We start from the raw sequence: 21548 nt of genomic DNA on the forward strand, positions 1-21548 counted from the left end.
AAAGCCTCACCCTATGTTTGTGGTGAGGCTTGTTTCATATAAATCATTTCTGGGTCTCCCTCATCTAAATTGTCAATAAAACCACTTTTGACAAAGCCAAGGTTGTGAAAAAGCTGTTGCATCCGCTTATTGGACTGATTTGTAGAGGAGAAAACTTTTGATGTTTTAGCCATGTTCATATAAGCCATCATTAAGGCAGACGCAACGCCTTTTCTGCGCTCGGACGGCTTGACAATGACTAAGGAAATAAAGCTATAGCCAAAAAAGTCATTGCTAAATAGCAGAAATCCCGCAATGGTATCGGCGGATTGGTAGAGCAAACAGCGTTTCTCTTCGATAGCTTGTTGAATGTCTCCCTCTCTGGATGAATCACCAATCACTTCTTGATCGATTGTACAAAGTGCTTGTAAATGCTCTCTTTTTGCTTCGATGATATGGTTCAATTATTAACCTCCTTCAAATAATAGCTCATCACCTTTAGCTCCTCTTGAAGTCCCTTTGCCTGTCTGCCTTCATCGACAAAGCCGCACCGCTTATAAAGTTCCTGTGCCGCTACATTTGGCACATTCACCCCTAGCACCAGCTCATTGATGTGCGGGAAATGCTTGCGAACAAAGTCAGGTAATAAGTGGAGTGCCGTTTTGGCGTAGCCTTTTCCCTGCTCATAAAAATCAGTGGAAAAGGAACGGATTAATAGCGCCTGTTCATTGGAGGAGTAAGGCGTCACCCCTTCTTTTTCATGTAAGACAAAGAAGGTGACTAGCTTGTTACCGTCCATTGCTAAAATAGCATGTCGACTATTATCCTGCTTAGCAAGTTCAATGCTCTCTTGTGGAGACTTTGTATAGCGGAGCTGCTCTTCTGTTAGCGTATATTGTTCGACTAAATTCTGTGCCTTGTCCTCATAGAACATGAGCAGCATGGTCATTCGAATTCCTCCTCGTAAATAGCGGTGAATTCATAGTCTCCCTCTCTAATTTGATGTAAATATTCCTCAAAGGAAGCCGCGATCACCTCAAAGCTATCAGGATCATGCACATAACGAACCACCTGACCAACTTGCCCTGCTTCATTTGGCGTAAAATCAATATATAGGCTCGATGTGCCCCCATTATTCATACAATCCGCAAAGCATAAACGTTCATTTAACGGGACATGCATATTAATCTTTTCATCTACTTCAACATACGCTAAAAATTCCTGATAGCGCTCATGAATCGTTTCACGCTTGTCATGGTAATCTTTTACGATTTGCTCCACCGATTTTAAATAATACGGGTAATCCCCTAAATCAGAGCCTAGTACTAGAACACTGATGGTTTCTTGCCCATGCTGACAATAATAGGTACCATTGACATCCTGTAATAGCTCAATCAACGCTTGTGGGCAATTCGGAAATACTTCTAACAAAGCCTGAATTTGTGCATCTGAAGCACCAACAGCCTGTTGTAATTGTTGCTGCTCCTCCTGTGGTAAGTAGTGTAATAAATTCGCAAAATAAGCTGTACGCATCTTAATCCCTCTCTCTCTTTAACTATGTCATATTTTAACATAATTTCTTCCATTCTCTTAGTCCCTCATGCTACTATGGAAGTATGCACAAAAAAGGGGTGGGTTTATGAGTGTGAAAAATGCAGTAGACGTGAAAGTATTACAAACAATCGATGGGTTGTAACGCTACTTGCAGCCCTTATACAAGGGAGAATACAATAATGGAACACTATTTAAAAACATTTTTAACAGGTCAATCGATCACTTTACAGCAAATGACTTCTGCTGACCTAGAGGCTTTTATAGCCATCGAAAGCGAAATCACCTCTTTGCTACTTGCTAATGATGAGATTCCTTTTCCACAAACTGTAGAGGATCACACCGCTTTCTTTAACAGTATCAGTGGGAAAAAGGAGGAATTCTTTTTCGGCATTTATGAAAAAGCGTCCCATCAGCTGATTGGCTCCTGTGCCGTTTATTCAGTGAATTGGCAAAATAGCACGTGCTCTGTGGGGATTTCAATCGGAAAAGAGTGGCACGGCAAGGGCTATGGCACAGATGCAATGAAAACGCTTATTGATTTTATATTCCAATATATAGCTGTTCAGAAAATCAAGCTTCAGGTTTTTAGCTTTAACCCAGCAGCTATTCGCTCCTATGAGAAATGCGGCTTCACAAAAGAAGGCATTTTACGCCAAGAAATTTTCCGCTTCGGTACATTCCATGATGTAGTAGTATTTGGCCTCTTACGCTCCGAATGGGAGAGAAATTAACTGAATAGCACAAGAGAGATACTATGCTTGCTGTAGTATCTCTTTTTTTGTTCAGATCTCTTGCCACACACGTGTTACTTCCTGTAAAGATAGCCCTTGAAAGGATAATCGATAGATATCTGGCATACTTAACTTTTGCCAAAATGCGTAATCGTACTGGGCATCAAAATAGTGCATCATTAACACCATGATATTGCCATGTGTACCGATCACGACAGACTGCTGCGGATGCGTGAGAAGGATGTTTCGCAAACTTGGAATAGCGCGAGCCATCGCCTGTTGATTGGACTCCCCTCCCGCCCATGCAAAGCTTGGCTCATGCCATACCCGCTGAACTGCTGCATGAAAATCCTCCAGCACACCACTAGAAAGCTGTCGTTCTTTTAAAGCATCTATCGTTTGGACGGGTAAATGACGAGCCTGTGCAATCCCCTCCACTGTTTGAATGGCTCTTCGATAGGGACTAGTATATACCGCATCGATTCGTTGATGTTTCAATAGATTTGTGACACGCTCTGCATCCCTTTCTCCCTGAGCAGATAGTGGACGATGATATTCATCCTCTGAATAATGGGCATGTGTGTGTCTAACAAAATAAATTTCGGTCATCTGTTTCTCCTCTTTAATCTTTAGCTAAATGAATCTTCCAAATCCCCTCTTGCTGCTGCAGAGCATATGTTTTGATGTAGCGCTGACTCCCAACGGAAATTTCCAGTTGAACAACCTGCAAATCGGGGGTGCTCGATTCATTAACAGCTATTCGATCATAAAATCTATACATGAAATAGGTAACGAGCAAATCACCTGCGAGTGAATCCGTATAATATTGCTTAAACAATTCTTTTGTGGGGAATGCATCATTGCTGTAAGTAATCGCATATAATGCATCCATACGAGGTTCCTCCACTAAATCAAACATAATTAGCAGCATTTCCTCTGGCGAAAAGGTCTGCAAATGACGAATTTCTCCATCGTTTAAAAATGCTTGATAGGCCTCTCTTTTTTCAAAAGATAGATCCGCTACATAGCTAAACTCAGTGGATGTGGATGTCGTATCCATGTCATACACAATGGTCGGTTCCTGTAAGGGCTCCTTCCTTTCACATGCCGTTAGCAAACTTAATAAAGCAATGATCGAAACCCGTTTTTTCATCATGCGCTTGATCACCTCATCTTCCATCAATTATTCCATTAATTTCAAAAATTCTCAACATTTCACCATAGACAATGAAATGTCCACATTTCTAAACAACATAAAAGGGAATTTGCTAAAATGTGACAAGATATGAATTTCAGGTAAAATTATCTGAAAATTCAATCTCTTATTACAACTTTTTTCTTAGTATAAAAGACTTAAGGCTTCTTTTTTCCCCTTAATATTTTCTAAAATAAAACAAGTGAATAACCCTATCCAGTACATGAATAGGGTTTTAAGTCATATATTTAATTCAATAAAAGGGGAATTTATCAGTATTTTTTATCTATAATAATCAAACATTTTCAATCAAGCTAAATAGGATGAAGTACCTTATCTATGACTAAATTACGAATTTGATAAACAAAACACAATATGACATTTTTTTTAATATAAGTGATATACAATGAAAAAGTTGAATCGAGGTCATCGAAATTTATTTCAGGAATATGGATAAAAAATTAGGAGGAAAATATCTTGGTTAACTTATTACTTAAACAATTCTTGAAGGCGGAAATTGAGATCAAACGAAGAATTATGTATAAAAAAGCAAAGGATCTTGGTTTCACCCACCCTACTGTTGTAGATTACAGTCAAGAATTGGATGTCTTACTTAATAGATATTTAAAACAAGCACAAGCTTCCTAATCATAACGAGGCATATAATAGAAGAAAGAATAGATTGGATAAAGCCAGGCCATGTTTTTATTGGCTGGTTTTATCATGGCTGATACATGCATTCACCTAGCCATTTCTCTGGATGTATAGAGAATGAAAAAGTAGGCGATGTTTTTGATAAGAAAACATTTGGAGGTTGAATAATGCATGTATTTATCTTAACTTTTATGGTTGTTTCCAAAATATTAATGCCACCTCAACATTCAGTAGACCATACAGCACCCACACTTTGCACACCAACTGAAATAAATACACTATATCAATACCCAAACAACCAATTTCAATCGTTTCGTGATGAGGACAAATTTTATCAGCAGCTTAATCGTGCGATTTATGAGGAATATCCCAATGCTGCATTGAATATTCGTCAAAAGATGGCTTTTAAAGATGTGGCAAATGCGACAAAACGTTTTTATTTACAAACAGATGATAAACAGGAAACAATAGACCTCTCTCAACATACTTTTATTCATCCCAATCGACAAGTTTATTTTTTAGCATCCTTTCAGCACAATACCGATGAATCCTATCGTAAGTTTCTTGTCATCGACGCTGAAACACAAGAAGTAATCGTGGGACATTCGCTTTTTCAAGAAAGTTCCAAGCACCTTTAATTCATTGTATGCACATCACGTAGATTCTAGTAGTCATTTCAAAAAAATAGAGGTAAAAATTTCTTAACATTTAAAAAGCTTGCAATGAATGACGAACATTCAAAGCAAGCTTTCTTTGCTGGCTTAAGATAAACTTTTTTGTTGAATGGCTGCTGTAACTTCTTCTATTAATTGCTGTAGTGACTTATCAGTGGAATCTTGCTGACCATGTCTGCGAACAGCTACACTTTGGTTCGCTACTTCCCGATCCCCAATGACTAAAATATACGGTATTTTTTGCAATTGGGCTTCACGTATCTTTTTACCGAGCTTTTCTTGGCGCTCATCTAATTGCACACGGATTCCTGCCTGTTGTAAGGCTGCTACTACCTGCTTGGCATAGCCTTGATGTGCCTCTGCTACACCAATGACTTGCACTTGCTGTGGTGCAAGCCAAGTTGGGAATGCTCCGCCAAAATGCTCGATTAAAATACCTAAGAAGCGATCAATCGAGCCAAACACTGCACGATGGATGACAACCGGTCTCACCTTTTCGTTGTGTTCATTAATATACGTTAAATCAAATTTCTCTGGTAGCTGGAAATCAAGCTGAACCGTTGCACATTGATGACTGCGCTGAATCGCATCTTTAATATGGATGTCAATTTTCGGTCCATAGAAAGCCCCATCCCCTGCATTAATTGTATAGGCAATGCCTAAATTCTTGAGGACATTTTCCAGTGCCGCCTCCGCTTGATTCCACAACGCCAAATCACCCATATAATCATCTGGTCGTGTCGATAATTCAATCGTATACGCAAATCCAAAGACATTGTACACTTCATCAATAATATTTAATGCAAGCGCAATTTCATCCTCAATTTGTTGTGGTGTTGCAAAAATATGGGCATCATCCTGACAGAATGTCCGTACACGTAATAGACCATTCAAGGCGCCACTAAATTCATGTCGGTGCACTTGCCCGAATTCTGCCATACGAATCGGTAAATCCCGATAGGAATGGAGGGCATTTTTAAAAATCAGCATATGTCCAGGGCAGTTCATGGGCTTTAAGGCAAAGCTTTGGTCATCTACCTGTGTGAAATACATATTGTCCTTATAATGATCCCAGTGACCCGACTGCTCCCATAGTCGTTGGTTCATCATCAACGGTGTTCGTACTTCCCTATAGTCATATTTCGCTTGTAAATGGCGCAAATATGATTCCAGTTCATTGCGTATAATTTGACCGTTGGCTAAATAGAATGGCATGCCAGGTGCTTCCTCCGAAAACATAAATAACGATAGCTCTTTACCTAGTTTGCGATGATTCCGCTTTTCCGCTTCCTCCAAAAAGACAAAATGATCATGCAGTTCTTCTTTTGTGGCAAAGGCAACGCCATAAATACGCTGAAGCATTTGGTTATTGCTATCACCTCGCCAGTAAGCGCCCGATACATGCATTAATTTAAAATGCTGTAATTTGCCTGTAGACGGTACATGTGGACCACGACATAAATCGTAAAACTCTCCCTGCTCATAAATCGTAACTAGCTCATTTGCAGGAATTGCCTCCAACAGCTCGAGCTTTAACGCATCATGGGCGAATAATTGCTTCGCTTCTTCACGTGAAACCTCGCGTCTATGAACCGGTATATTTTCCTGCGCAATTTGTTTCATTTTCTTTTCTAATTGCTGCAAATCACTCGGTGTCAGTGTATCTGCAATATCGATATCATAATAAAAGCCATTTTCAATGACTGGTCCTACCCCAAATTGTGCATGAGGATAAAGTCGTTTAATTGCCTGAGCCAATAAATGGGCCGTAGAATGGCGAATGACCTCGATCCCTTCCTTTGAGCTTGCATCGTACAATGTAATTTGAGCATCTTCCATAATCGGGCGCGTCAAATCAATGATGGTTCCGTTAACACTCCCTGCGACTGCCTTTTTGCGAAGTTCTGGACGAATCGCTTGTGCAATATCGGTTAGTGTCACACCTTTTGTAAATGCTTGCTGTTGACCATCTGGAAATTGAATGTGAATACGTTGATTTGACATGTTCTCTACTCCTTTTTTAGTAATAAAATCAATTACACCTCGGCATAATTGTGTAGATAAAAAAAACACATATCCGCCCCTAAGAAGGGACGAGTATGTGTTGATTACCCGTGGTTCCACCCAAATTCCCACTAGTTTACGTGCTAGTGGCTCATTGATTTTGCTGTAACGTCGCAAAAACGGTGCAAGTTTCCAAGCACGGCTCCAAGGTAGTAAGATAGGATTACGACATTAGGAAGCTTGCAGCCAAGGCCTCCCTCTCTAAAAATGCTTCATCGAATCTCTTGTCCTTTTCATTGCCCATTTCATTTTTGTATGAAATTGTTAATTACTATAACGAATAGTGGATTCTTTGTCAAACACTAAAAAAATTTAGCGATGGACTGGCAATGGGCGTTCTGGACGTTGTACACAGTAGTGACAATTCGGGTCATCACATGCCTCCTCCTGCCATTCATTACACATCGCACAAAAATAACTATCGAATGAGTCATCATAGATTATGGAACTTTGACAAGCCGGACATTGTTGCTTTTTTTGAATCGCTCCGCTGATCTCTAGTCCATCAATGATCACTACATCCCCACGCTGCTCAATTCGCATATTATTATTATCTCCTAGTTATTTTTCACATCTAAAGCCTCACTCTCAGATTGCCATTTCATCTGAATCTTTGGCTTCGCATCTCGTTTAAAAATTTTCTCGCTTTCTTTTCTTGTGAATGAATAATACCCTTCTTTAGTTAACTGCGCATCATCCAACGTTTGGGATTCCTTTGCCCCTTCGATCGTGATTTGTAAAGGTCCCAAATCATTGTGATCACCGAGATAAAATAAGCGCAATCCCTCATCCCCATTACTATGATAGATGGCTTTCCAATGTTCACTTTTTGCGATATAGTGAATCTCCTGCTCAGCACTTTGACAGGCCGTTAATAGGATGACGAGTACCATCGGAAAAATCCATTTTTTCATTGAACATTCCCCCTAACCTTGTATGGTGACAGCCCATCCTGTAGGCTTTTCTTCAAAGACATCTTCGTATTCTGTAAAAACAAAATGAAGTCCCCTTATATCATCTGGCAAGGGTGGTGTCACAACATACGTACTGCTTTCATGTCCATTTGTGCCACTTGTACCTTTACTACGGCATTCATAGGACGCATCGATGAATAGACCCAAATGATTTCGTTCTAATTTTTGCTGAATCGTTAGCTGTGGTTCTTGCTGCTCATCCCAATCGATTAATAATTGCACCACACTTGCATTGTCATATTGACGAATATAGGAAACCGTATACAAACGCTCTTTCTTTTCTACCGTTTTCAACACAGGGATATAGTGACGGAAGCCTGTTGGTTCTACCTTAGGTGTATAGTATTTTTCTGATTTCATCAACTGGAAAAACATCGCTAAATAAGTATCATCGAAACCATATCGCTGTGCCCATTCCGAAATGGTGTCATCCGATGGAAAGCCTGAAGTATGACTAGATTGCGCTTTTCGTTGCTTTAAAAGTGCACATATTTGCTCATCTATTAGGATAAGCCTTGAATTATTGTATTTGCTTTGTTGTTCGGACATCTATATCCTCCTCCATCCTGCAAGTCCTTCTTCTTTCTATACGTTATTTTCCCCAATTGGTTCCATAAACAGCCTATTTTTACTTGTAAATACCAAAAAAGCTACCCAATACATTGGATAGCTAATTCGTCACCACATCATTGTGCCAGCTAGTTGAGTCTGATAATTGATATGTAACCATATTGGCTGTAACAGCGAGAATAACACCGGCTCTAGACATATGAGAGACATTTGGCTCTTCCAATACAAGGACCACATAGCCCTCTCCTCGCCCTTGCTCATCAATGGCATTCGCCGCATTGATTTCAAAGGTGGAATACGTTTGCTCATTCGTCGCATACAGAATTCTTTCATCGTGATACACGCCATGTTCTTTTAGATTATAGCTGACAGGCATCCATCCTTCAGACCATTCAATACTGCCTATCATCTCTCGTTTCCTTTTGGCAAGCCGTCCAATGGAATACGTAAAATATATTTTCATAATCGCTTGATTGTCTTCATTTTTCCCTTCACAGGTGGCTGTCACTTCAAGCATAATATCATTTTTCGAAAGTTTTTTGATAAACACTAAAGCCACAGTGATAACACAGATAAATAGTACTATACCCAAGATGATAAATGCCATTAGGTCCCTCCTAGTATCACAATTGCTGTTACTACAATATTACCATGACTTAGGAGGGATAGGAGTTTTTCACCAAACAATCTTAGGAATTGACACAGCCATAAAGGATAAGACAAAATTTGATTTATTTGTTGGCTTGAAGCTCAGCAATTAGCGTAAAAGGTATTTTTAAATACTCATAGTGAATCGTTACTTTCTTGATAGCAGCAGCTTGAACTTGAACAGCGTAGTGCTGTGGCTGCTTGCCAATGGCCTGTTGGTCTATGTATTTTTGAGGCAAAATGGTTCGCTGTGAAAATTTATGAAAAGAAATATCACTATTTCCCTCTAGCTTTGTTTCTGCCTCAAAAGGTTCTGACTTACTAATTACAAGCTTTGCGCTATCAGGAAGCTGATCATTCACCAGTATTTGCTTCAGCTTAATTTCACGCAGCCCTGTATTTTCAAGTGCAATGAGTTTAACTGCTTCATTGCCTTGTTTAGTGGTGAAGCTTTGCATGACCAGTGGTGGATTGCTTTTGAGATAAATCATAAAGATTGCTCCGACCACAAGCACACTCAGTACTAAAATAAATAGTATTTTTTTCATACTTACCCTCTCTTTCCTCCCAACAGTATAACAAAAAACAACCTGACTTATTGACAGTCAAGTTGTTTTTGTAAACGTATTTCATCTCGTATTGGAATACCGTCATCACCAATAAGTGGGATAGAAGGCTTATAGGCCCTTGCTTTTTCGACTGCATTACGCAGTATTTCGATTAAACAATAGCCACGTTTTTGATAGAATTTCAATGCATGCAAATTATCGTTTGTTGTAATGAGTGAAATGCTTTTACAGCCCTGCTCCATTGCTGCTTGTTCTACCGCTTTCACAAGAGCTGAACCGATGCCTTTCCCCTCAACCGTACTATCTAACGAAATGATTTCACAGTCCTCTTCCCGCACGATATAGGTGATTAAACCGATCATCGTCTGTTGCTCATTCATAAAAGCAAAGCCCGCTAATTCACTACAGTCATAAATACCACTGGAAATGACCATCTCCGTTGAACCCCAATGTTCCTGAAAAAACTGGCGAACATGTTGGTTTGGTACTTGATGTATGGCAATAATCGTCATTTTATAAACTCCTTGTTAAATAGAAATATGAAAAACCCCTGCAATCGCTTTTTGTATGCCTAAAAATACAGCCCAAGACAGCACACCAAGACCAATAGCTAGTACAATATGCATGGAGGATTTCATCGCCATGTAAATCACAAATAGCATACACATCGTTGCTGGCAAACCAACGATAACGCCCACTGTAAAGCGCTGAATATGCTCACTCGACTCACTTTGCACTGTCAGCCAAATAATACTTAAAATACTCACCAATGGCAACGCTGCAATAATGCCCCCATAGGTAGGAAATCTTCGAGCTACCTCCGTCACAACGCCAATGATGGCAGCTGAACTCAAAATTTTAAAGAATGTATACATTATTTTGCCACCTCACTTAGACGTCGAAATGCCTGTAGAATGGCTTGCTGTTCCTGTTCAGTTAGCTGATTAAGTGCATGCTGTAGCTTATCATCATCTAGCTCCGAGTTTTTCTTCAGCACTTGTAGCCCCTCTGCTGTCAAATGCAACATGACCTTACGCTGGTCATCACTTGCACGCTCCTTCATCACCCAGCCATGACGCTCTATCTTTTTCACATGCTCAGACGCCGTGTTAGGAGAAATGTTTAGTAACCCCGCAATATCACGCACCGTCACTTCCGCTTCCTTTTGAATCATTTGCAAAATACGCACGCTCTGATGGGAAATAACATCTTCATGTGTTGTATGTAGATGATAGAATATCGTTGTAAAATAGTCATTTATCTCTTTAATCATCGTATTAACTCCTTTAATATATCGCTCTATGCGATTATATCGTATTTTACGATATATTAAAAGTTCCCTCGTTAAAGTTTATATTTTCAGATATTTCTCTTCAGTAACCTGAGTATTTGATAGCCATCCGAGGGTAATCCTGCATAAGGCTTATACCAGTTAGGATAGATTAGCGGGATTGCCGTCGCAAGAAATTGGAAGGTATTCAAATAAAAAAGCCCATTGAAAAAATAGTGTATCCCTGCATAAGCAGCAAAATAACGGGCTAGATAGCTGGCAATAAGCAACAGCAATAAAGTCATAATAGGACCACCCGCCATAAATCCGAGCATCTGCTTGCGTCTTAAGCTACTCCCCTTTTGTAGCGTACAATAGCCAAAAAATCCCCATCGAATATGGAAATGCATGCGACCTATACGACCGTTTTCAGGAAGATTTTTTGCACCTAAATAAACCTGGGCTCGTTCCTTTGAACATACTATAACGCCTAACGCATGGCCGATTTCATGCAACAGCGTGGAGAATGGTATGCCTACTACATATAAAAGCATAAAGGATAGTATGGACATCACTACTCACCCCTTCACAAATCTTCTATCTATTTTTCATAATCATCTATCTTTCTGCGCATCTTGCTACATATTATCAAGAGGTACTTGTGGGCACTTCCTTTCTACAGTATTATGACTCTATTCTGAATTTAATTGAGGGCATCCTATGTTATACTTTCTCTATTTTTTAGTAGGTGGCACGATCATGGTGCTAGCGCTGCTACTCAGCCAATCGAAATATTTATTTTTGTCAGGTATCATTACAGCCTTACCGATTTTGACGCTCATTAATATGGGCATGCAAATGAAAAATATGAAAGAAGATACATTTCATACCGTCCTACAAAACACGGTATTTGGAGCGGTTGGCATGCTGTTATTTACTGTGCTCGCGTTCCTCCTAACAAGCTGGTTTAAACCAGGCATTTCCGTTATGAGTGCGCTTGCAGTCTATGCTGTATTTATGCTTTCTGGTAAATATATTTTGTCGATGTTTGCCTAAAGAAAAGGAGCTGCCTTTTGACAGCTCCTCATTGATTACCTATCTTTTAATCATTTTCACGTAAACACCCTGCTCAAACCGTTCCAACGCATAGGCATTCATTGTTTTGACTTTGTCAGATAGATCGCTCGCCTTCCATAATCGCTGTTGATGATAGACAGCTGGATCGATGAGTCGCACTTTATTCCGAAAATGAATGTCATGGTTCTCTTGCTCCTCTCTTACCTCTACATGTTCATGTAATTGTTGTAAAAGAGCTAGAATGTCCTGATCATGTGAAGCCCTCATGTGCCCCAGCAGTTCAAGATCAGTCTTTTGGAAATCATCCAGTGTTAGAATTTGTTTTTCGAGTGCTAGCTTTAACACGTCCGCTAACGTACTAGTCGCATAAATATTTAAAGGGTGCAGAAAAAAATCCAACACTTCCTGATAATAAATTTCCACAAACCATTCTGCGCGCTCAATCGTTTGAACACACAGTTTCCCCTGAAAAACAAATAAGTCTTGTAAAAATTTTTGAATATCTTCTATGGCAGCGTGGCCATAAAAATACATATCTCTTAATGTATAATCTATGCGATCCGCACACAATGCTGGAGCAGGTTGTTCAAGTAACGACCATCTGGATGTATCTAGTATGTTCTCTACCTCGTAGCCATATTTTTCAAGAATCGCAGGTATAGAAGACTGTTTGATGACATCCATGAATAGCTCTTCATGATAATCTTCCGCCTCATTCTCCAGAACCACATCCACAACATGGGAAAAAGCGGTATGGGACACATCATGCAATAAGCCTGCTACCTGCTCCTCCAATGACCCGCCAAACTGTCGAATAAGCAGCATGACGCCTATCGAATGCTCAAATCTTGTAATAGTCCACCTGCTATTTACTAGAAAGCCTGCCCCAGCCTGATGAATTTCCTTTAAGCGTTGAACTGGCTTACTTACAATCAATTCCTCTAACAAACCATCTATCTCGAACTCCCCATATAAGGGGTCACTAATCAGCATTTATATTCTTCCGACTAATCACAAAGACTCCACCACAATGCGATAGTGGGTAAAATGTTAACTCACAAATTTCCTGTAAGGCGACCTTTAGTTCCTCATGGACAAAGTAAAATTCATCCTCATCCCAGTATCCCCTGCTATTTTGACGGCATTGCTCCAGCTGCTCTCTTGTATTGAAAGCAACATCGCCAATTAATAGCTGTCCATTCGGCTTTAGGTGCTGTAATAATTGCGTGATATACACGGCCTTTTGCTCATCTGTAAAATGATGCAGCGCATACGTACTAATAATCGCATCATAGGGCTGCTGTAATAGCTCCTGTGGCAAGCCATTCGTTAAATCCCACTCCATTAAGTGAGCCTCTGGCATTTTTTCCTTCGCAATGGCAATCATGTTCGACGAAAAATCAAAGCCATAAATCGCGTGCCCATGTTCATAAAGCTTTGCCGTTAATACCCCTGTCCCAAAGCCAATATCTAAAACCGTAGAAGTGGGAACAGCCATCACTTCATTGAAAATTTTATTTAAAATCGCTTTATAGCCTGCAAATGGATATTGATTACTTTCCTCACTGTGTTGAACCGTTTGATCATATCCATCGGCCCATAAATCAAAACCTTGTTTATTTAATAGCATAGTGCCTCCTACAATGTATAAATTCTCCAAGCATTCATTATTTTACGTGCAGTCATCTGTTTCATAATAAATCCCCCTTTATTAACCAATTCAGTCCATTATACCAATTTTTTACCTATCGAACAATTCAGAAAATAAATACATAGTGGCTTTTTGTAATGTGATATATTCTATTTTTTACTTATATCAATTACCATTCTAGATAATATTCTATTATAAATTCCCAAAATATTACTATATTTCATTTATTACGATATAATAATTATATTGGGTAGTTAACCTACAAGAAGGAGATGATTTAATGCAAGTGACAAACCAAAAGGGATTATTATGGATTAGCATTATAGTGACTTTATTGTCCATTTTCTTTGTATCCTATGGTTCTAACAAATTTGGAGCCCCTTTTCAATTTATAAGTTACATCGGTGAAAATGAGTTATCATCCGCATTTTCTTTATTTACCAAAATTGGTATTACTCAAATTCACTTTCATATACTTTATTTCTTTCTAGATGTTACACTTATTTACTTTATTCTTTCTTATGGTAGAAAAATAATTAGTTCATTAAAATTAAGCAAACAATCCTAATTTTTTCTCTTAAGACGCTCTTCAATCGCAGGACTAACGCACGATTCCATAGATTATGAGCATAACAAATTTTATAATAAACAATTGCACTTTGATGACAAAACTAAAATGTTCTCATAAAAAAACGCGCACTATCGTCGTACCCGATTTATTTATGTGTGAAATATAAGCATACGCGATACACCATATATTACAAAAATCAGCAAAACAAAAGAAAAATGAATAGTGTCCTGCATATACTGAAGATGGAACTTATTATATACAAACAATTTCGGCTACCCTGTTTTCAATGTCCAGAGAATGGTCAAGATTTGTTAAATTAAACGATTTGCAAGAGATAAATTTGCATGTCCTTCGCATCTTATGGCATTGTAAATGGATTAAATTTCAAAACAATTCAAGAGCAATTAGGGCCATCACATGTTACTATATCTATAGATACTTATGGTCACTTGACTGACTTGAAGATGTTTAACAAATTAATGTAAATTGGTCGCCTGTTTAATTCAACCTATTATAAAACCCATATAAATCAACGTTTCCTTTAAAGGAGGGATCGAAATGATCGCATTCACTTGTAATGCATGCTCTAGAACGACTTCTTTAGGTCAAAGAGGTCAAGATTAAGTTATACAACTAACAGAAATTGAATGATCTCTTTAGGCCAAAAAGTAAAAAAATAGCCTAAGAAACAGGAGAGATTTCAAATGGAACAACAAACAATTCAGCCGTTTTTAACGGTTGCCAACTATCATTTACTCGAACAGCAATTAAATAAAATTTTACATGCACTGACGACAACAAAGGATAAAGACGTTATCCTAGCAGTACGTGGCCTTGTTGATACGGAGGTAACGACAAAATTAGCATTATCAGCTGCGGAAACAAAGCTGATTGAACAGCTTTTTGCTATCACAGATCGTGCACAGGGTGAGGCATTTTTAGAGCAATTAAAACCCTATGTCATCCCGTTCAAGCCCGTGACAGCTAGTACGCTTAAAACCTTATTTAAAAAGGAAAAGAAGCTCAAGCTACCAAATCTAGAAGCACTCGATTTTCAGCAAATTTGTTATCTTGCTTGGGATGATGCTGGCACACATCGAAAATATGTTGTCCTTGAGCAAAATGGGCAGCTAAAAGGAATCAAAGGGCTATTTGCCAATAACACGGTTCGCGGCATTTGCGCTATCTGTAATCGCCATGCAGATGTTGGCTTATTTACTACGTCCATTAAAGGGCAGGTGGTTGGCACATTTACCAACCACAGTAATTACATTTGTGCTGATAGTCAAACATGTAATGAACATGTTACAGATATGAACAGAACAGTGGAATTTTTCGAGCGTATCACACAAAAATAAATGAAAAAAGGCAGAAATGTTGTGCAAGCAACGTTTCTGCCTTTTTTCTCTGTGACCTTTCTCTAATCCACACCTACATGTACCTGAAAATCCACCTTCAATCGAGGATAAAAACCCTCTCTCCAACTCTTTAGTTCTTGATAGGAAAGCTGTTGTCGGAAAAGTTGACCAAATCCGAAAAGATCCGTTTGATTGGCCTGCGCCTGTTCAAACATATCATAAAACCGTTTTTCGATAAGCTTCGTTAGCTCTTTCGTAATTTGCTCATTGGACACATCTTTTTTGCGCTCTAAAATCGCTATTTTTAATGTTAAATGACTTGTCACAGTGGGTATGCCATTCTTCAACGAGGCTTTATTTTTAATGGCACTATTGATCACCATCATACTCGCCAAATCAAAGCTTTCTACTTTCCCCTTAGCATTAAAGTTTTGAAATAGCTTAGTTAGCTGACTTTCATCTGGATTAATCTTTGCCATTAATTCACCATTTTTCAAAACGCTAGAGCCCTCATAGACTAACACGGTATCGTTTCCAGCACGTACAACTGGAATTATCCTATCTTTTGTGTAGGAGTACAGACTTCGGTATACTTCCCAAATATGAACGCTTGTTATCTCAGGTGCCCACCCTGCCCCTTTGTTAAAGTAATTATAAATGGAGGTCGCATTCACCCCTAATTTATCATTAATGTTGGAAAGAACTTTATCGATTTTATCATCCGTTATGGCTACTAGAGCTCTTGAAGGGATTTCCTCTGAATGCATTAAAAATTCAATCAGCTCCCTCATTTCCTGTTGATTAGCTGCTAGGTTGCTTTGAATAATAATTAATTCAATATGCGAGTAATCCACCGCTTCTTCAGAGTTTGTTCGAACTTGCCCCAACACCTTTAATACCGTTTCAGCTTTCCCTGTAACAATCCTCGATACTTCATTTTCTTTTTGTGTAATTGGAATTTGTAGTGTCACTTGATAGTCTCCATTTTCCTTCGCAATGCCGATAACCAAGGGCAATAATCGTTTATCTATATCTTTAACATCCCAGCACCCACCAAGAAAGGGTAAAAGAAAAAACATACATATAATCAATGTTTTATAAGGATGATTTTCTTTCATCGCTCGTCCCCTTTCTCTTGATCACAATGCCATAGATGTAAATCGTTATCGGGAGAATTAGCATAAAATAAACCTGCGCCCCTCTATTCCATAAAATCAGCGTATTTGTCCAAACTTGATTTGGAATAAATAAACCTGCAATATAGCCGATAATTGAAAAGATTATAATCCATAGGGCTGATTTTACGCGCAGCTTGCTGAATAGTTTCTGCATAATTTGACTAATCATCCATAGCATGACCGCATTAAAGATCAGCATAAAGCCAATCGAAGAAATACCAAAGAACATCGTTTGCCGATTAAATGCAAGCCACCGAATATCCACTGAATCCATCGCTATGACAAAGGGTAAGGACAGGGTAACGACAGTTTCTTGTCCAAAAATAAAAAGTGGAATATAAACAAAGGCTAAATAAAGGATGATGACAGAAAACCAGGCTATCAAAATATCTCGAAATACCAATGGTTTGTTAGAGACCATAAATCCTAAAAATAAAAATGCCGAAAATCCCATGAGATAATAGAACTCCATATCTAATAAGAAATCAAACGATGCATCCCTTATAGGGAATCCATTATAAAAATCAAAATTCACAATGGAAGAAAAACTGATGAACAATATAAAGGGAATAATCATGAAAAAAATAAACACAGAAGACCGCAATATTGTCCCTAAACCTTTTGTAGCTGTATAAGCCGAAATAAAATAAAGCAGTAACGCTATCGGCCAGTGAGGTGTCCGTAGCAAAAATAAGGAATTAATCATCTCTGTATACGTACGGATATTAAGCGCAACAAGTACCGTTAAATTCAGGACAAATGGAAGAAGGATGACGAAAGCAATCAGCCTCCCCATTTTTAAATAAATATCCACAATATCCTCATTCGGAAAATAATTTAACCCTTTCATATAGAGCAAAATTAATAGTAGCTGCAAAACACCCTGACACAAAACAACCAACCAATGGCCCGTATCTGTCAACTTATAGATCAGCTCAGGATAAAGTAAAAAGCCAAAGCTTAAATGAATAATAAAGAAAACAATCGCGATTTGAAACCGATGCGTCACTTCGTGTCCCCTTCTCTTTTCATATGGAATGTCGTATAGGGAATATGGAATGAGGTTAAACTTGCTAAATAAATGCCCGTAAGCGCTAAACCAGTAAATATACCAAGAATGCCGAAAATCGATGCTAAAATTAAAATCGGGTATTTTAGTAAGCGTATATAAAGAGAGTTTTGGATACCCGCAACAACTGAGCTGGAAATCACAATAGCCGTAATGACAATCACTAAGAGCGTACTGACTAATTTCGCTTCCACCATGGCTTGACCTAATATCACGCCCCCTACCATGGAAATAGTCGGCCCAATACTTTTAGGAAGTCTAACAATAGCCTCCAGTATTAAATCAATTAATACGACCATGATGATCGTTTCAAGCAAAGCGGGTACAGGAATCCCTTCTCGACTTTTCGCCACAAATAAAGCAAGATCGAATTTAAATATCTCAGGATTAACAGATACTAATGCGACATACAATGCTGGAAGGATAAGCGTCAATACAGCACCTACCACGCGAAGAACTCGAAGCATAACGGATAATATATAGGGGAAATTTCGATCATTCACAATACTAAACATATCTAGCAATAGATGTGGAAAAACAAGGGCAAAGGGATAATTATCTAATAAAAGGACAATTCTATTCTTCTTTAAGGAATGAATGGCCTGAATCGGCACTTCTGTCGGAAAGAAATGACTTACAGGGCTCCATTTGCGTAAACCAAAATGCCTATTAAGGTCATCAATGGATTCAATATCCGTGTCAATTTGCTTTAATTGCTCATTAACTTTTTCGACCAGATCATTTGGTGCTCTTCCATTAATATATAGCATGGACAAATTGCGTTTTTCTAGCTCACCCACTTGAAAGGAGCAATGCAATAGCCTGTCTGTTTTCAGTCTTTTTCTAATAAGCCCCACATTTGTATTCAAATCCTCAACAAATGCATCCATCGATGCTTGTATAGGACTTTCATTTTTCGGTTCATCAATACTTCGTGTTAAATTAAGGGCAACTGGATCGACTATCGCGTTTCGTTGATCCTTTTGTATAACGATGATCAGCTTCCCCTCTAACACAGCGTTGACCATCTGTTCACTCTCCACATCCAATCGATCGCTAAGATTTGTCAAAAGCTCATCTACGGACGCAGCAGAACTAGCCATTTGCCGAATGTATTGGTTAGACTTTGGATAATCAATCAGTGTTTTAAATCCCATAAGATAGATAACCGTTTGATGTATAAGCTCTTCTTCAATGAAAAAATCATCGTGATCGGCAAATTTAGACTTCATTTCCACCATCAAATTTTCCATTTGAGTCCCCCACGATCATCGAATTTTTCTTATTTTGAGAGATAAGCAATGTTTTTATACAAAGGATGCAAGCTGCCCGAAAATCTAATCGTTGTGTAAGTTGGGATTACGATCAATAAATTCCTCTATTTCATCCGCTAATCTGTAGACAAGATGAAAATAATGCTTTTCTGTCATGACACCCTTTTTTCGCCACTTTTGCATTTCTTCATAATGAAATTGATAAAAATAGCCTTCTACATCTCTTCTGGCAATCCCCTTTTTCTTCGCCATTTCTGCAATCGACAGACCTTTCGCCCATTCTTGATCATATTCCGCCATTGTCATGCCCAAAAATTTACTTATGGCATCATAATCATATTTCACATGGTATACCAGCGTTCCTTCCTTATTTTCTTCTGCATATACAGATGCCGAAAATGAGAAAACTACGATAAATAAAAGCACATACACTTTACAGGCATTTTTCATTTTGGAACCTCCAAACTTTTTGAGGTTAATGTGTGAGGTTTCCGGAAGATCTATGTCATCATTTATCAATAAACAACCAGTGACCTCCTGTTTTACGGTAAATGAAAAGAATCCGTTTTGAAAAAACATTAATACAATTTTTATTACAAAGTTTAACCAGTTCTAATCGTATTGTTGTACCATTGCACCCGATTGCTGAACTGTTCCATAACGATGAGGTTGTGACACGCTCTTAAACTATTATAATTTTCCGAGATATAAAAAAGCCGATTCTCCAATGTAATCGACTTTTTCTTTCATTCAACAAGGAAATTGATGTTGGAAAATATATTTTGAGGACTTAATTGTTGAAACATTCTTCACCCATTCCTCTTACCAACGAGTATCAACATTTCTAATAACCACCATATCCTCCATCTCAGACTGTTAAATCATTTTCTGACTTTTTATTCATCACTTCTTGTAGAAGCTGTTGGAGGACAGCAGCAAAAGCGGCGATAATCGACGAAGTAAAAATGATGATGAGTCCCATTAAGCCAATAGGAGGGTCAACATTTTTTGCGATAAAATGGAACATCGGCATACCTAATACATACAAACCACTGATAATAATCGCACAGTACTTGATGTTCTTTAACGCCCTTTCAGATAATTCCGAGAACGCTGTGTTCTTGTCAATGTACCGTAGAAGATTAAAAGCCTGATAGAGCGCAAAGTAAAAAGCCACAGCCGCTCCATACATCACGATGAAAATAAGATATTTCATTAAGGAAAAAGTTGGATACAATCTTGATGCGAAATTAGCCATAGGAGGTACTAAAAATAGACATAATGCAAGAATAGCAATCCCAGCCAGAAAAATAACTACTCTTAAGAAAGCTGTTGAAACTCGTTTACCATTCATAGGAAGCACCTCGCTTATTTAATAACAATACCAATTTAACACAACACTTATCGTTTAACAATAAATTTTAATTGTTTTTAATTATATTATTATTGTTATTTATATATTCTCTTCAAATTGACATTCATTAAAATAGTCACAATAAAAAACGCGCCCCCTCATTAATGGATTGCGTTATAAATTTAATTTTATTTATTTAACTATCAAATATAGATTTAATTTCTTGCATGAAACACCCATTCAGAAAGGTGTGACCATAGTATTTATAGTATATAAACGAAAATTAATTGGTGTGGAGAAGGGCTTGAATTTGTGTTAATTTCAGTTACTGTATAACTTACTTTTTCTCTAATGGTTTGAGAAGTTTTGATATAAATTAATAGAGCCCTACTACATTTTATTGTAGTAAGGCTCTTTAAAGCTGTTTAATCTCTATTGAACGAACTCGCCCGATTGTTGAAAATAATTAAACCAATTAACTATCCATTAATCATCTTTTTTACTTATACCTATTTAATATTTCTTTTGGAATATGACAGTAATCATTTGGACATCTAGCTAGTCTATCTTGATGTTCTTCTGCGCTTCTTACATAGTTTGTAAGAGGTAATACTTCAACCACTATCAGGTCATAGTCATGTCTTTCACTGAGGAATGCCTTCGCCTCCTCTAAATGTTCAGGATTTTCACTATACACGCCTGTTCTGTATTTCTCGCCCACATCCTGACCTTGTTTATTCAAACTGTAAGGATCAATGATTTCAAATAAATATCCCATTAATTCCCTGATGGTTACCACTGTCGGATCAAATCCTGTTTTTACACATTCGGCATACCCATCATAATCGCCCTCAAGCGTATGACTTGTACCATTAGCTCTTCCTGCTTCTGTAAATGTAACGCCAGGCAGCGTTTTTATAAAAGCTTGTACGCCCCATAAACATCCACCTGCCAAATATACTACTTCCATATTGACTCTCCTCTTTGTTAAAAAATAAGAATTCACTCCAAGTAAATAGCTTAAACAAATTTTATATTTCTCTTAAATGAAATTTCTACAAAAGCATAAAGTAAACCTGCAATACCAAAAATGATAATCGCACTAATAACACTTAAATTATATGCTTCTATAAA

General features: G+C 38.1%; 29 protein-coding genes. 6 read left to right on the forward strand and 23 right to left on the reverse strand.

Annotated elements, in window-relative coordinates; translation table 11 throughout:
• Positions 1-11: 11 nt before the first annotated feature.
• From ACEVFT_RS22365 to ACEVFT_RS22375, 3 genes are read right to left on the reverse strand one after another with little or no spacing between them, the layout of a single operon-like run.
• Complete coding sequence (locus ACEVFT_RS22365) at positions 12-443, reverse strand: GNAT family N-acetyltransferase (protein WP_393951342.1); 432 nt, start codon at positions 441-443, stop codon at positions 12-14.
• Complete coding sequence (locus ACEVFT_RS22370) at positions 440-928, reverse strand: GNAT family N-acetyltransferase (protein WP_393951343.1); 489 nt, start codon at positions 926-928, stop codon at positions 440-442. The genes ACEVFT_RS22365 and ACEVFT_RS22370 overlap by 4 nt, the downstream gene beginning before the upstream one ends.
• Positions 925-1512, reverse strand: coding sequence for an SMI1/KNR4 family protein (locus ACEVFT_RS22375; RefSeq protein WP_393951344.1), 588 nt, complete (start codon positions 1510-1512; stop codon positions 925-927). Before ACEVFT_RS22375 ends, ACEVFT_RS22370 begins: the two co-directional genes overlap by 4 nt.
• A 200-nt stretch (positions 1513-1712) precedes the next feature.
• Here ACEVFT_RS22375 and ACEVFT_RS22380 point away from each other — a divergent pair, with 200 nt between their 5' ends.
• Positions 1713-2264: a GNAT family N-acetyltransferase gene (locus ACEVFT_RS22380; RefSeq protein ID WP_205443274.1), complete on the forward strand. Its 552-nt coding sequence runs from the start codon at positions 1713-1715 to the stop codon at positions 2262-2264.
• Between the two features lie 51 nt (positions 2265-2315).
• Here ACEVFT_RS22380 and ACEVFT_RS22385 read toward each other — a convergent pair whose 3' ends face one another.
• Positions 2316-2873: a histidine phosphatase family protein gene (locus ACEVFT_RS22385; RefSeq protein ID WP_393951345.1), complete on the reverse strand. Its 558-nt coding sequence runs from the start codon at positions 2871-2873 to the stop codon at positions 2316-2318.
• 13 nt (positions 2874-2886) lie between these two features.
• Positions 2887-3444, reverse strand: coding sequence for a hypothetical protein (locus tag ACEVFT_RS22390; RefSeq protein ID WP_393951470.1), 558 nt, complete (start codon positions 3442-3444; stop codon positions 2887-2889).
• Positions 3445-3936: 492 nt separating this feature from the next.
• Here ACEVFT_RS22390 and ACEVFT_RS22395 point away from each other — a divergent pair, with 492 nt between their 5' ends.
• Both ACEVFT_RS22395 and ACEVFT_RS22400 read left to right on the forward strand, forming a co-directional pair.
• A complete protein-coding gene (locus tag ACEVFT_RS22395) occupies positions 3937-4107 on the forward strand; it encodes an aspartyl-phosphate phosphatase Spo0E family protein (RefSeq protein WP_036122469.1) in 171 nt (56 codons plus the stop codon).
• Between the two features lie 173 nt (positions 4108-4280).
• The gene (locus tag ACEVFT_RS22400; protein ID WP_205443272.1) at positions 4281-4751 is read left to right on the forward strand and encodes a hypothetical protein; all 471 of its coding nucleotides are present in this window, start codon (positions 4281-4283) and stop codon (positions 4749-4751) included.
• A gap of 123 nt (positions 4752-4874) precedes the next feature.
• Here ACEVFT_RS22400 and thrS read toward each other — a convergent pair whose 3' ends face one another.
• The 10 genes from thrS to ACEVFT_RS22450 form a co-directional block, all read right to left on the reverse strand.
• Positions 4875-6791, reverse strand: a complete 1917-nt coding sequence (gene thrS, locus ACEVFT_RS22405) for a threonine--tRNA ligase (RefSeq protein ID WP_393951346.1) — start codon at positions 6789-6791, stop codon at positions 4875-4877.
• Positions 6792-7163: 372 nt separating this feature from the next.
• Positions 7164-7394, reverse strand: a complete 231-nt coding sequence (locus tag ACEVFT_RS22410; protein WP_205443269.1) for a hypothetical protein — start codon at positions 7392-7394, stop codon at positions 7164-7166.
• Positions 7395-7408: 14 nt separating this feature from the next.
• Positions 7409-7765 (reverse strand): hypothetical protein, encoded by a 357-nt coding sequence (locus ACEVFT_RS22415; protein ID WP_205443268.1) that lies wholly within the window; start codon positions 7763-7765, stop codon positions 7409-7411.
• A gap of 12 nt (positions 7766-7777) precedes the next feature.
• Positions 7778-8374, reverse strand: a complete 597-nt coding sequence (locus tag ACEVFT_RS22420; protein WP_205443266.1) for a hypothetical protein — start codon at positions 8372-8374, stop codon at positions 7778-7780.
• A gap of 121 nt (positions 8375-8495) precedes the next feature.
• Positions 8496-9002 carry a hypothetical protein gene (locus ACEVFT_RS22425; RefSeq protein WP_393951347.1) on the reverse strand — a complete coding sequence of 169 codons (507 nt, stop codon included), beginning with the start codon at positions 9000-9002 and terminating at the stop codon, positions 8496-8498.
• Between the two features lie 124 nt (positions 9003-9126).
• Positions 9127-9591, reverse strand: coding sequence for a hypothetical protein (locus ACEVFT_RS22430; protein WP_205443263.1), 465 nt, complete (start codon positions 9589-9591; stop codon positions 9127-9129).
• 47 nt (positions 9592-9638) lie between these two features.
• Entirely contained in the window at positions 9639-10124 is a 486-nt protein-coding gene (locus ACEVFT_RS22435; protein WP_393951348.1) for a GNAT family N-acetyltransferase, read from the reverse strand.
• 15 nt (positions 10125-10139) lie between these two features.
• On the reverse strand, positions 10140-10487 hold the full coding sequence (locus ACEVFT_RS22440) for a DUF3147 family protein (protein WP_205443261.1): 348 nt from the start codon (positions 10485-10487) through the stop codon (positions 10140-10142).
• The gene (locus ACEVFT_RS22445; RefSeq protein ID WP_393951349.1) at positions 10487-10885 is read right to left on the reverse strand and encodes a MarR family winged helix-turn-helix transcriptional regulator; all 399 of its coding nucleotides are present in this window, start codon (positions 10883-10885) and stop codon (positions 10487-10489) included. The genes ACEVFT_RS22440 and ACEVFT_RS22445 overlap by 1 nt, the downstream gene beginning before the upstream one ends.
• A gap of 86 nt (positions 10886-10971) precedes the next feature.
• Positions 10972-11454 carry a hypothetical protein gene (locus ACEVFT_RS22450; protein WP_205443258.1) on the reverse strand — a complete coding sequence of 161 codons (483 nt, stop codon included), beginning with the start codon at positions 11452-11454 and terminating at the stop codon, positions 10972-10974.
• Positions 11455-11602: 148 nt separating this feature from the next.
• Here ACEVFT_RS22450 and ACEVFT_RS22455 point away from each other — a divergent pair, with 148 nt between their 5' ends.
• The gene (locus ACEVFT_RS22455) at positions 11603-11938 is read left to right on the forward strand and encodes a hypothetical protein (protein WP_036080739.1); all 336 of its coding nucleotides are present in this window, start codon (positions 11603-11605) and stop codon (positions 11936-11938) included.
• Positions 11939-11977: 39 nt separating this feature from the next.
• On the opposite strand, the gene ACEVFT_RS22460 is transcribed toward ACEVFT_RS22455, so the two are convergent.
• Both ACEVFT_RS22460 and ACEVFT_RS22465 read right to left on the reverse strand, forming a co-directional pair.
• The gene (locus ACEVFT_RS22460) at positions 11978-12952 is read right to left on the reverse strand and encodes an HD domain-containing protein (protein WP_393951350.1); all 975 of its coding nucleotides are present in this window, start codon (positions 12950-12952) and stop codon (positions 11978-11980) included.
• A complete protein-coding gene (locus ACEVFT_RS22465; protein WP_393951351.1) occupies positions 12942-13589 on the reverse strand; it encodes a class I SAM-dependent methyltransferase in 648 nt (215 codons plus the stop codon). Before ACEVFT_RS22465 ends, ACEVFT_RS22460 begins: the two co-directional genes overlap by 11 nt.
• 1296 nt (positions 13590-14885) lie before the next feature.
• On the opposite strand from ACEVFT_RS22465, the gene ACEVFT_RS22470 reads away from it, so the two are divergent.
• Positions 14886-15539: a FusB/FusC family EF-G-binding protein gene (locus tag ACEVFT_RS22470; protein WP_393951352.1), complete on the forward strand. Its 654-nt coding sequence runs from the start codon at positions 14886-14888 to the stop codon at positions 15537-15539.
• Between the two features lie 62 nt (positions 15540-15601).
• On the opposite strand, the gene ACEVFT_RS22475 is transcribed toward ACEVFT_RS22470, so the two are convergent.
• The 4 genes from ACEVFT_RS22475 to ACEVFT_RS22490 form a co-directional block, all read right to left on the reverse strand.
• Positions 15602-16657, reverse strand: coding sequence for a Ger(x)C family spore germination protein (locus ACEVFT_RS22475; protein ID WP_393951353.1), 1056 nt, complete (start codon positions 16655-16657; stop codon positions 15602-15604).
• Entirely contained in the window at positions 16635-17726 is a 1092-nt protein-coding gene (locus tag ACEVFT_RS22480) for a GerAB/ArcD/ProY family transporter (protein WP_393951354.1), read from the reverse strand. The genes ACEVFT_RS22475 and ACEVFT_RS22480 overlap by 23 nt, the downstream gene beginning before the upstream one ends.
• Entirely contained in the window at positions 17723-19039 is a 1317-nt protein-coding gene (locus ACEVFT_RS22485; protein ID WP_393951355.1) for a spore germination protein, read from the reverse strand. Before ACEVFT_RS22485 ends, ACEVFT_RS22480 begins: the two co-directional genes overlap by 4 nt.
• Positions 19040-19123: 84 nt before the next feature.
• Complete coding sequence (locus ACEVFT_RS22490; RefSeq protein WP_393951356.1) at positions 19124-19510, reverse strand: hypothetical protein; 387 nt, start codon at positions 19508-19510, stop codon at positions 19124-19126.
• Positions 19511-19611: 101 nt separating this feature from the next.
• Between ACEVFT_RS22490 and ACEVFT_RS22495 the strand changes: the two genes are divergently transcribed.
• On the forward strand, positions 19612-19746 hold the full coding sequence (locus ACEVFT_RS22495) for a hypothetical protein (RefSeq protein ID WP_393951357.1): 135 nt from the start codon (positions 19612-19614) through the stop codon (positions 19744-19746).
• 182 nt (positions 19747-19928) lie between these two features.
• Here ACEVFT_RS22495 and ACEVFT_RS22500 read toward each other — a convergent pair whose 3' ends face one another.
• Positions 19929-20414 carry a DUF2975 domain-containing protein gene (locus tag ACEVFT_RS22500; protein WP_393951358.1) on the reverse strand — a complete coding sequence of 162 codons (486 nt, stop codon included), beginning with the start codon at positions 20412-20414 and terminating at the stop codon, positions 19929-19931.
• A 499-nt stretch (positions 20415-20913) separates the two neighbouring features.
• Entirely contained in the window at positions 20914-21384 is a 471-nt protein-coding gene (locus ACEVFT_RS22505) for a peptide-methionine (S)-S-oxide reductase (RefSeq protein ID WP_205443248.1), read from the reverse strand.
• Positions 21385-21548: the final 164 nt, after the last annotated feature.

It is taken from the genome of Lysinibacillus sp. PWR01 (genome assembly GCF_043359455.1).
Lineage (GTDB): Bacteria > Bacillota > Bacilli > Bacillales_A > Planococcaceae > Lysinibacillus > Lysinibacillus fusiformis_F.

Excerpts from the sequence above, each read along its gene's own strand:
- ACEVFT_RS22370 (WP_393951343.1), bottom strand. The coding sequence starts at position 928 with ATGACCATGCTGCTCATGTTCTATGAGGACAAGGCACAGAATTTAGTC.
- ACEVFT_RS22375 (WP_393951344.1), bottom strand. The coding sequence starts at position 1,512 with ATGCGTACAGCTTATTTTGCGAATTTATTACACTACTTACCACAGGAG.
- ACEVFT_RS22380 (WP_205443274.1), top strand. The coding sequence starts at position 1,713 with ATGGAACACTATTTAAAAACATTTTTAACAGGTCAATCGATCACTTTA.
- ACEVFT_RS22385 (WP_393951345.1), bottom strand. The coding sequence starts at position 2,873 with ATGACCGAAATTTATTTTGTTAGACACACACATGCCCATTATTCAGAG.
- ACEVFT_RS22390 (WP_393951470.1), bottom strand. The coding sequence starts at position 3,444 with ATGGAAGATGAGGTGATCAAGCGCATGATGAAAAAACGGGTTTCGATC.
- ACEVFT_RS22400 (WP_205443272.1), top strand. The coding sequence starts at position 4,281 with ATGCATGTATTTATCTTAACTTTTATGGTTGTTTCCAAAATATTAATG.
- thrS (WP_393951346.1), bottom strand. The coding sequence starts at position 6,791 with ATGTCAAATCAACGTATTCACATTCAATTTCCAGATGGTCAACAGCAA.
- ACEVFT_RS22410 (WP_205443269.1), bottom strand. The coding sequence starts at position 7,394 with ATGCGAATTGAGCAGCGTGGGGATGTAGTGATCATTGATGGACTAGAG.
- ACEVFT_RS22415 (WP_205443268.1), bottom strand. The coding sequence starts at position 7,765 with ATGAAAAAATGGATTTTTCCGATGGTACTCGTCATCCTATTAACGGCC.
- ACEVFT_RS22420 (WP_205443266.1), bottom strand. The coding sequence starts at position 8,374 with ATGTCCGAACAACAAAGCAAATACAATAATTCAAGGCTTATCCTAATA.
- ACEVFT_RS22425 (WP_393951347.1), bottom strand. The coding sequence starts at position 9,002 with ATGGCATTTATCATCTTGGGTATAGTACTATTTATCTGTGTTATCACT.
- ACEVFT_RS22430 (WP_205443263.1), bottom strand. The coding sequence starts at position 9,591 with ATGAAAAAAATACTATTTATTTTAGTACTGAGTGTGCTTGTGGTCGGA.
- ACEVFT_RS22435 (WP_393951348.1), bottom strand. The coding sequence starts at position 10,124 with ATGACGATTATTGCCATACATCAAGTACCAAACCAACATGTTCGCCAG.
- ACEVFT_RS22440 (WP_205443261.1), bottom strand. The coding sequence starts at position 10,487 with ATGTATACATTCTTTAAAATTTTGAGTTCAGCTGCCATCATTGGCGTT.
- ACEVFT_RS22445 (WP_393951349.1), bottom strand. The coding sequence starts at position 10,885 with ATGATTAAAGAGATAAATGACTATTTTACAACGATATTCTATCATCTA.
- ACEVFT_RS22450 (WP_205443258.1), bottom strand. The coding sequence starts at position 11,454 with ATGTCCATACTATCCTTTATGCTTTTATATGTAGTAGGCATACCATTC.
- ACEVFT_RS22455 (WP_036080739.1), top strand. The coding sequence starts at position 11,603 with ATGTTATACTTTCTCTATTTTTTAGTAGGTGGCACGATCATGGTGCTA.
- ACEVFT_RS22460 (WP_393951350.1), bottom strand. The coding sequence starts at position 12,952 with ATGCTGATTAGTGACCCCTTATATGGGGAGTTCGAGATAGATGGTTTG.
- ACEVFT_RS22465 (WP_393951351.1), bottom strand. The coding sequence starts at position 13,589 with ATGCTATTAAATAAACAAGGTTTTGATTTATGGGCCGATGGATATGAT.
- ACEVFT_RS22470 (WP_393951352.1), top strand. The coding sequence starts at position 14,886 with ATGGAACAACAAACAATTCAGCCGTTTTTAACGGTTGCCAACTATCAT.
- ACEVFT_RS22475 (WP_393951353.1), bottom strand. The coding sequence starts at position 16,657 with ATGAAAGAAAATCATCCTTATAAAACATTGATTATATGTATGTTTTTT.
- ACEVFT_RS22485 (WP_393951355.1), bottom strand. The coding sequence starts at position 19,039 with ATGGAAAATTTGATGGTGGAAATGAAGTCTAAATTTGCCGATCACGAT.
- ACEVFT_RS22490 (WP_393951356.1), bottom strand. The coding sequence starts at position 19,510 with ATGAAAAATGCCTGTAAAGTGTATGTGCTTTTATTTATCGTAGTTTTC.
- ACEVFT_RS22495 (WP_393951357.1), top strand. The coding sequence starts at position 19,612 with ATGAAAAGAATCCGTTTTGAAAAAACATTAATACAATTTTTATTACAA.
- ACEVFT_RS22500 (WP_393951358.1), bottom strand. The coding sequence starts at position 20,414 with ATGAATGGTAAACGAGTTTCAACAGCTTTCTTAAGAGTAGTTATTTTT.
- ACEVFT_RS22505 (WP_205443248.1), bottom strand. The coding sequence starts at position 21,384 with ATGGAAGTAGTATATTTGGCAGGTGGATGTTTATGGGGCGTACAAGCT.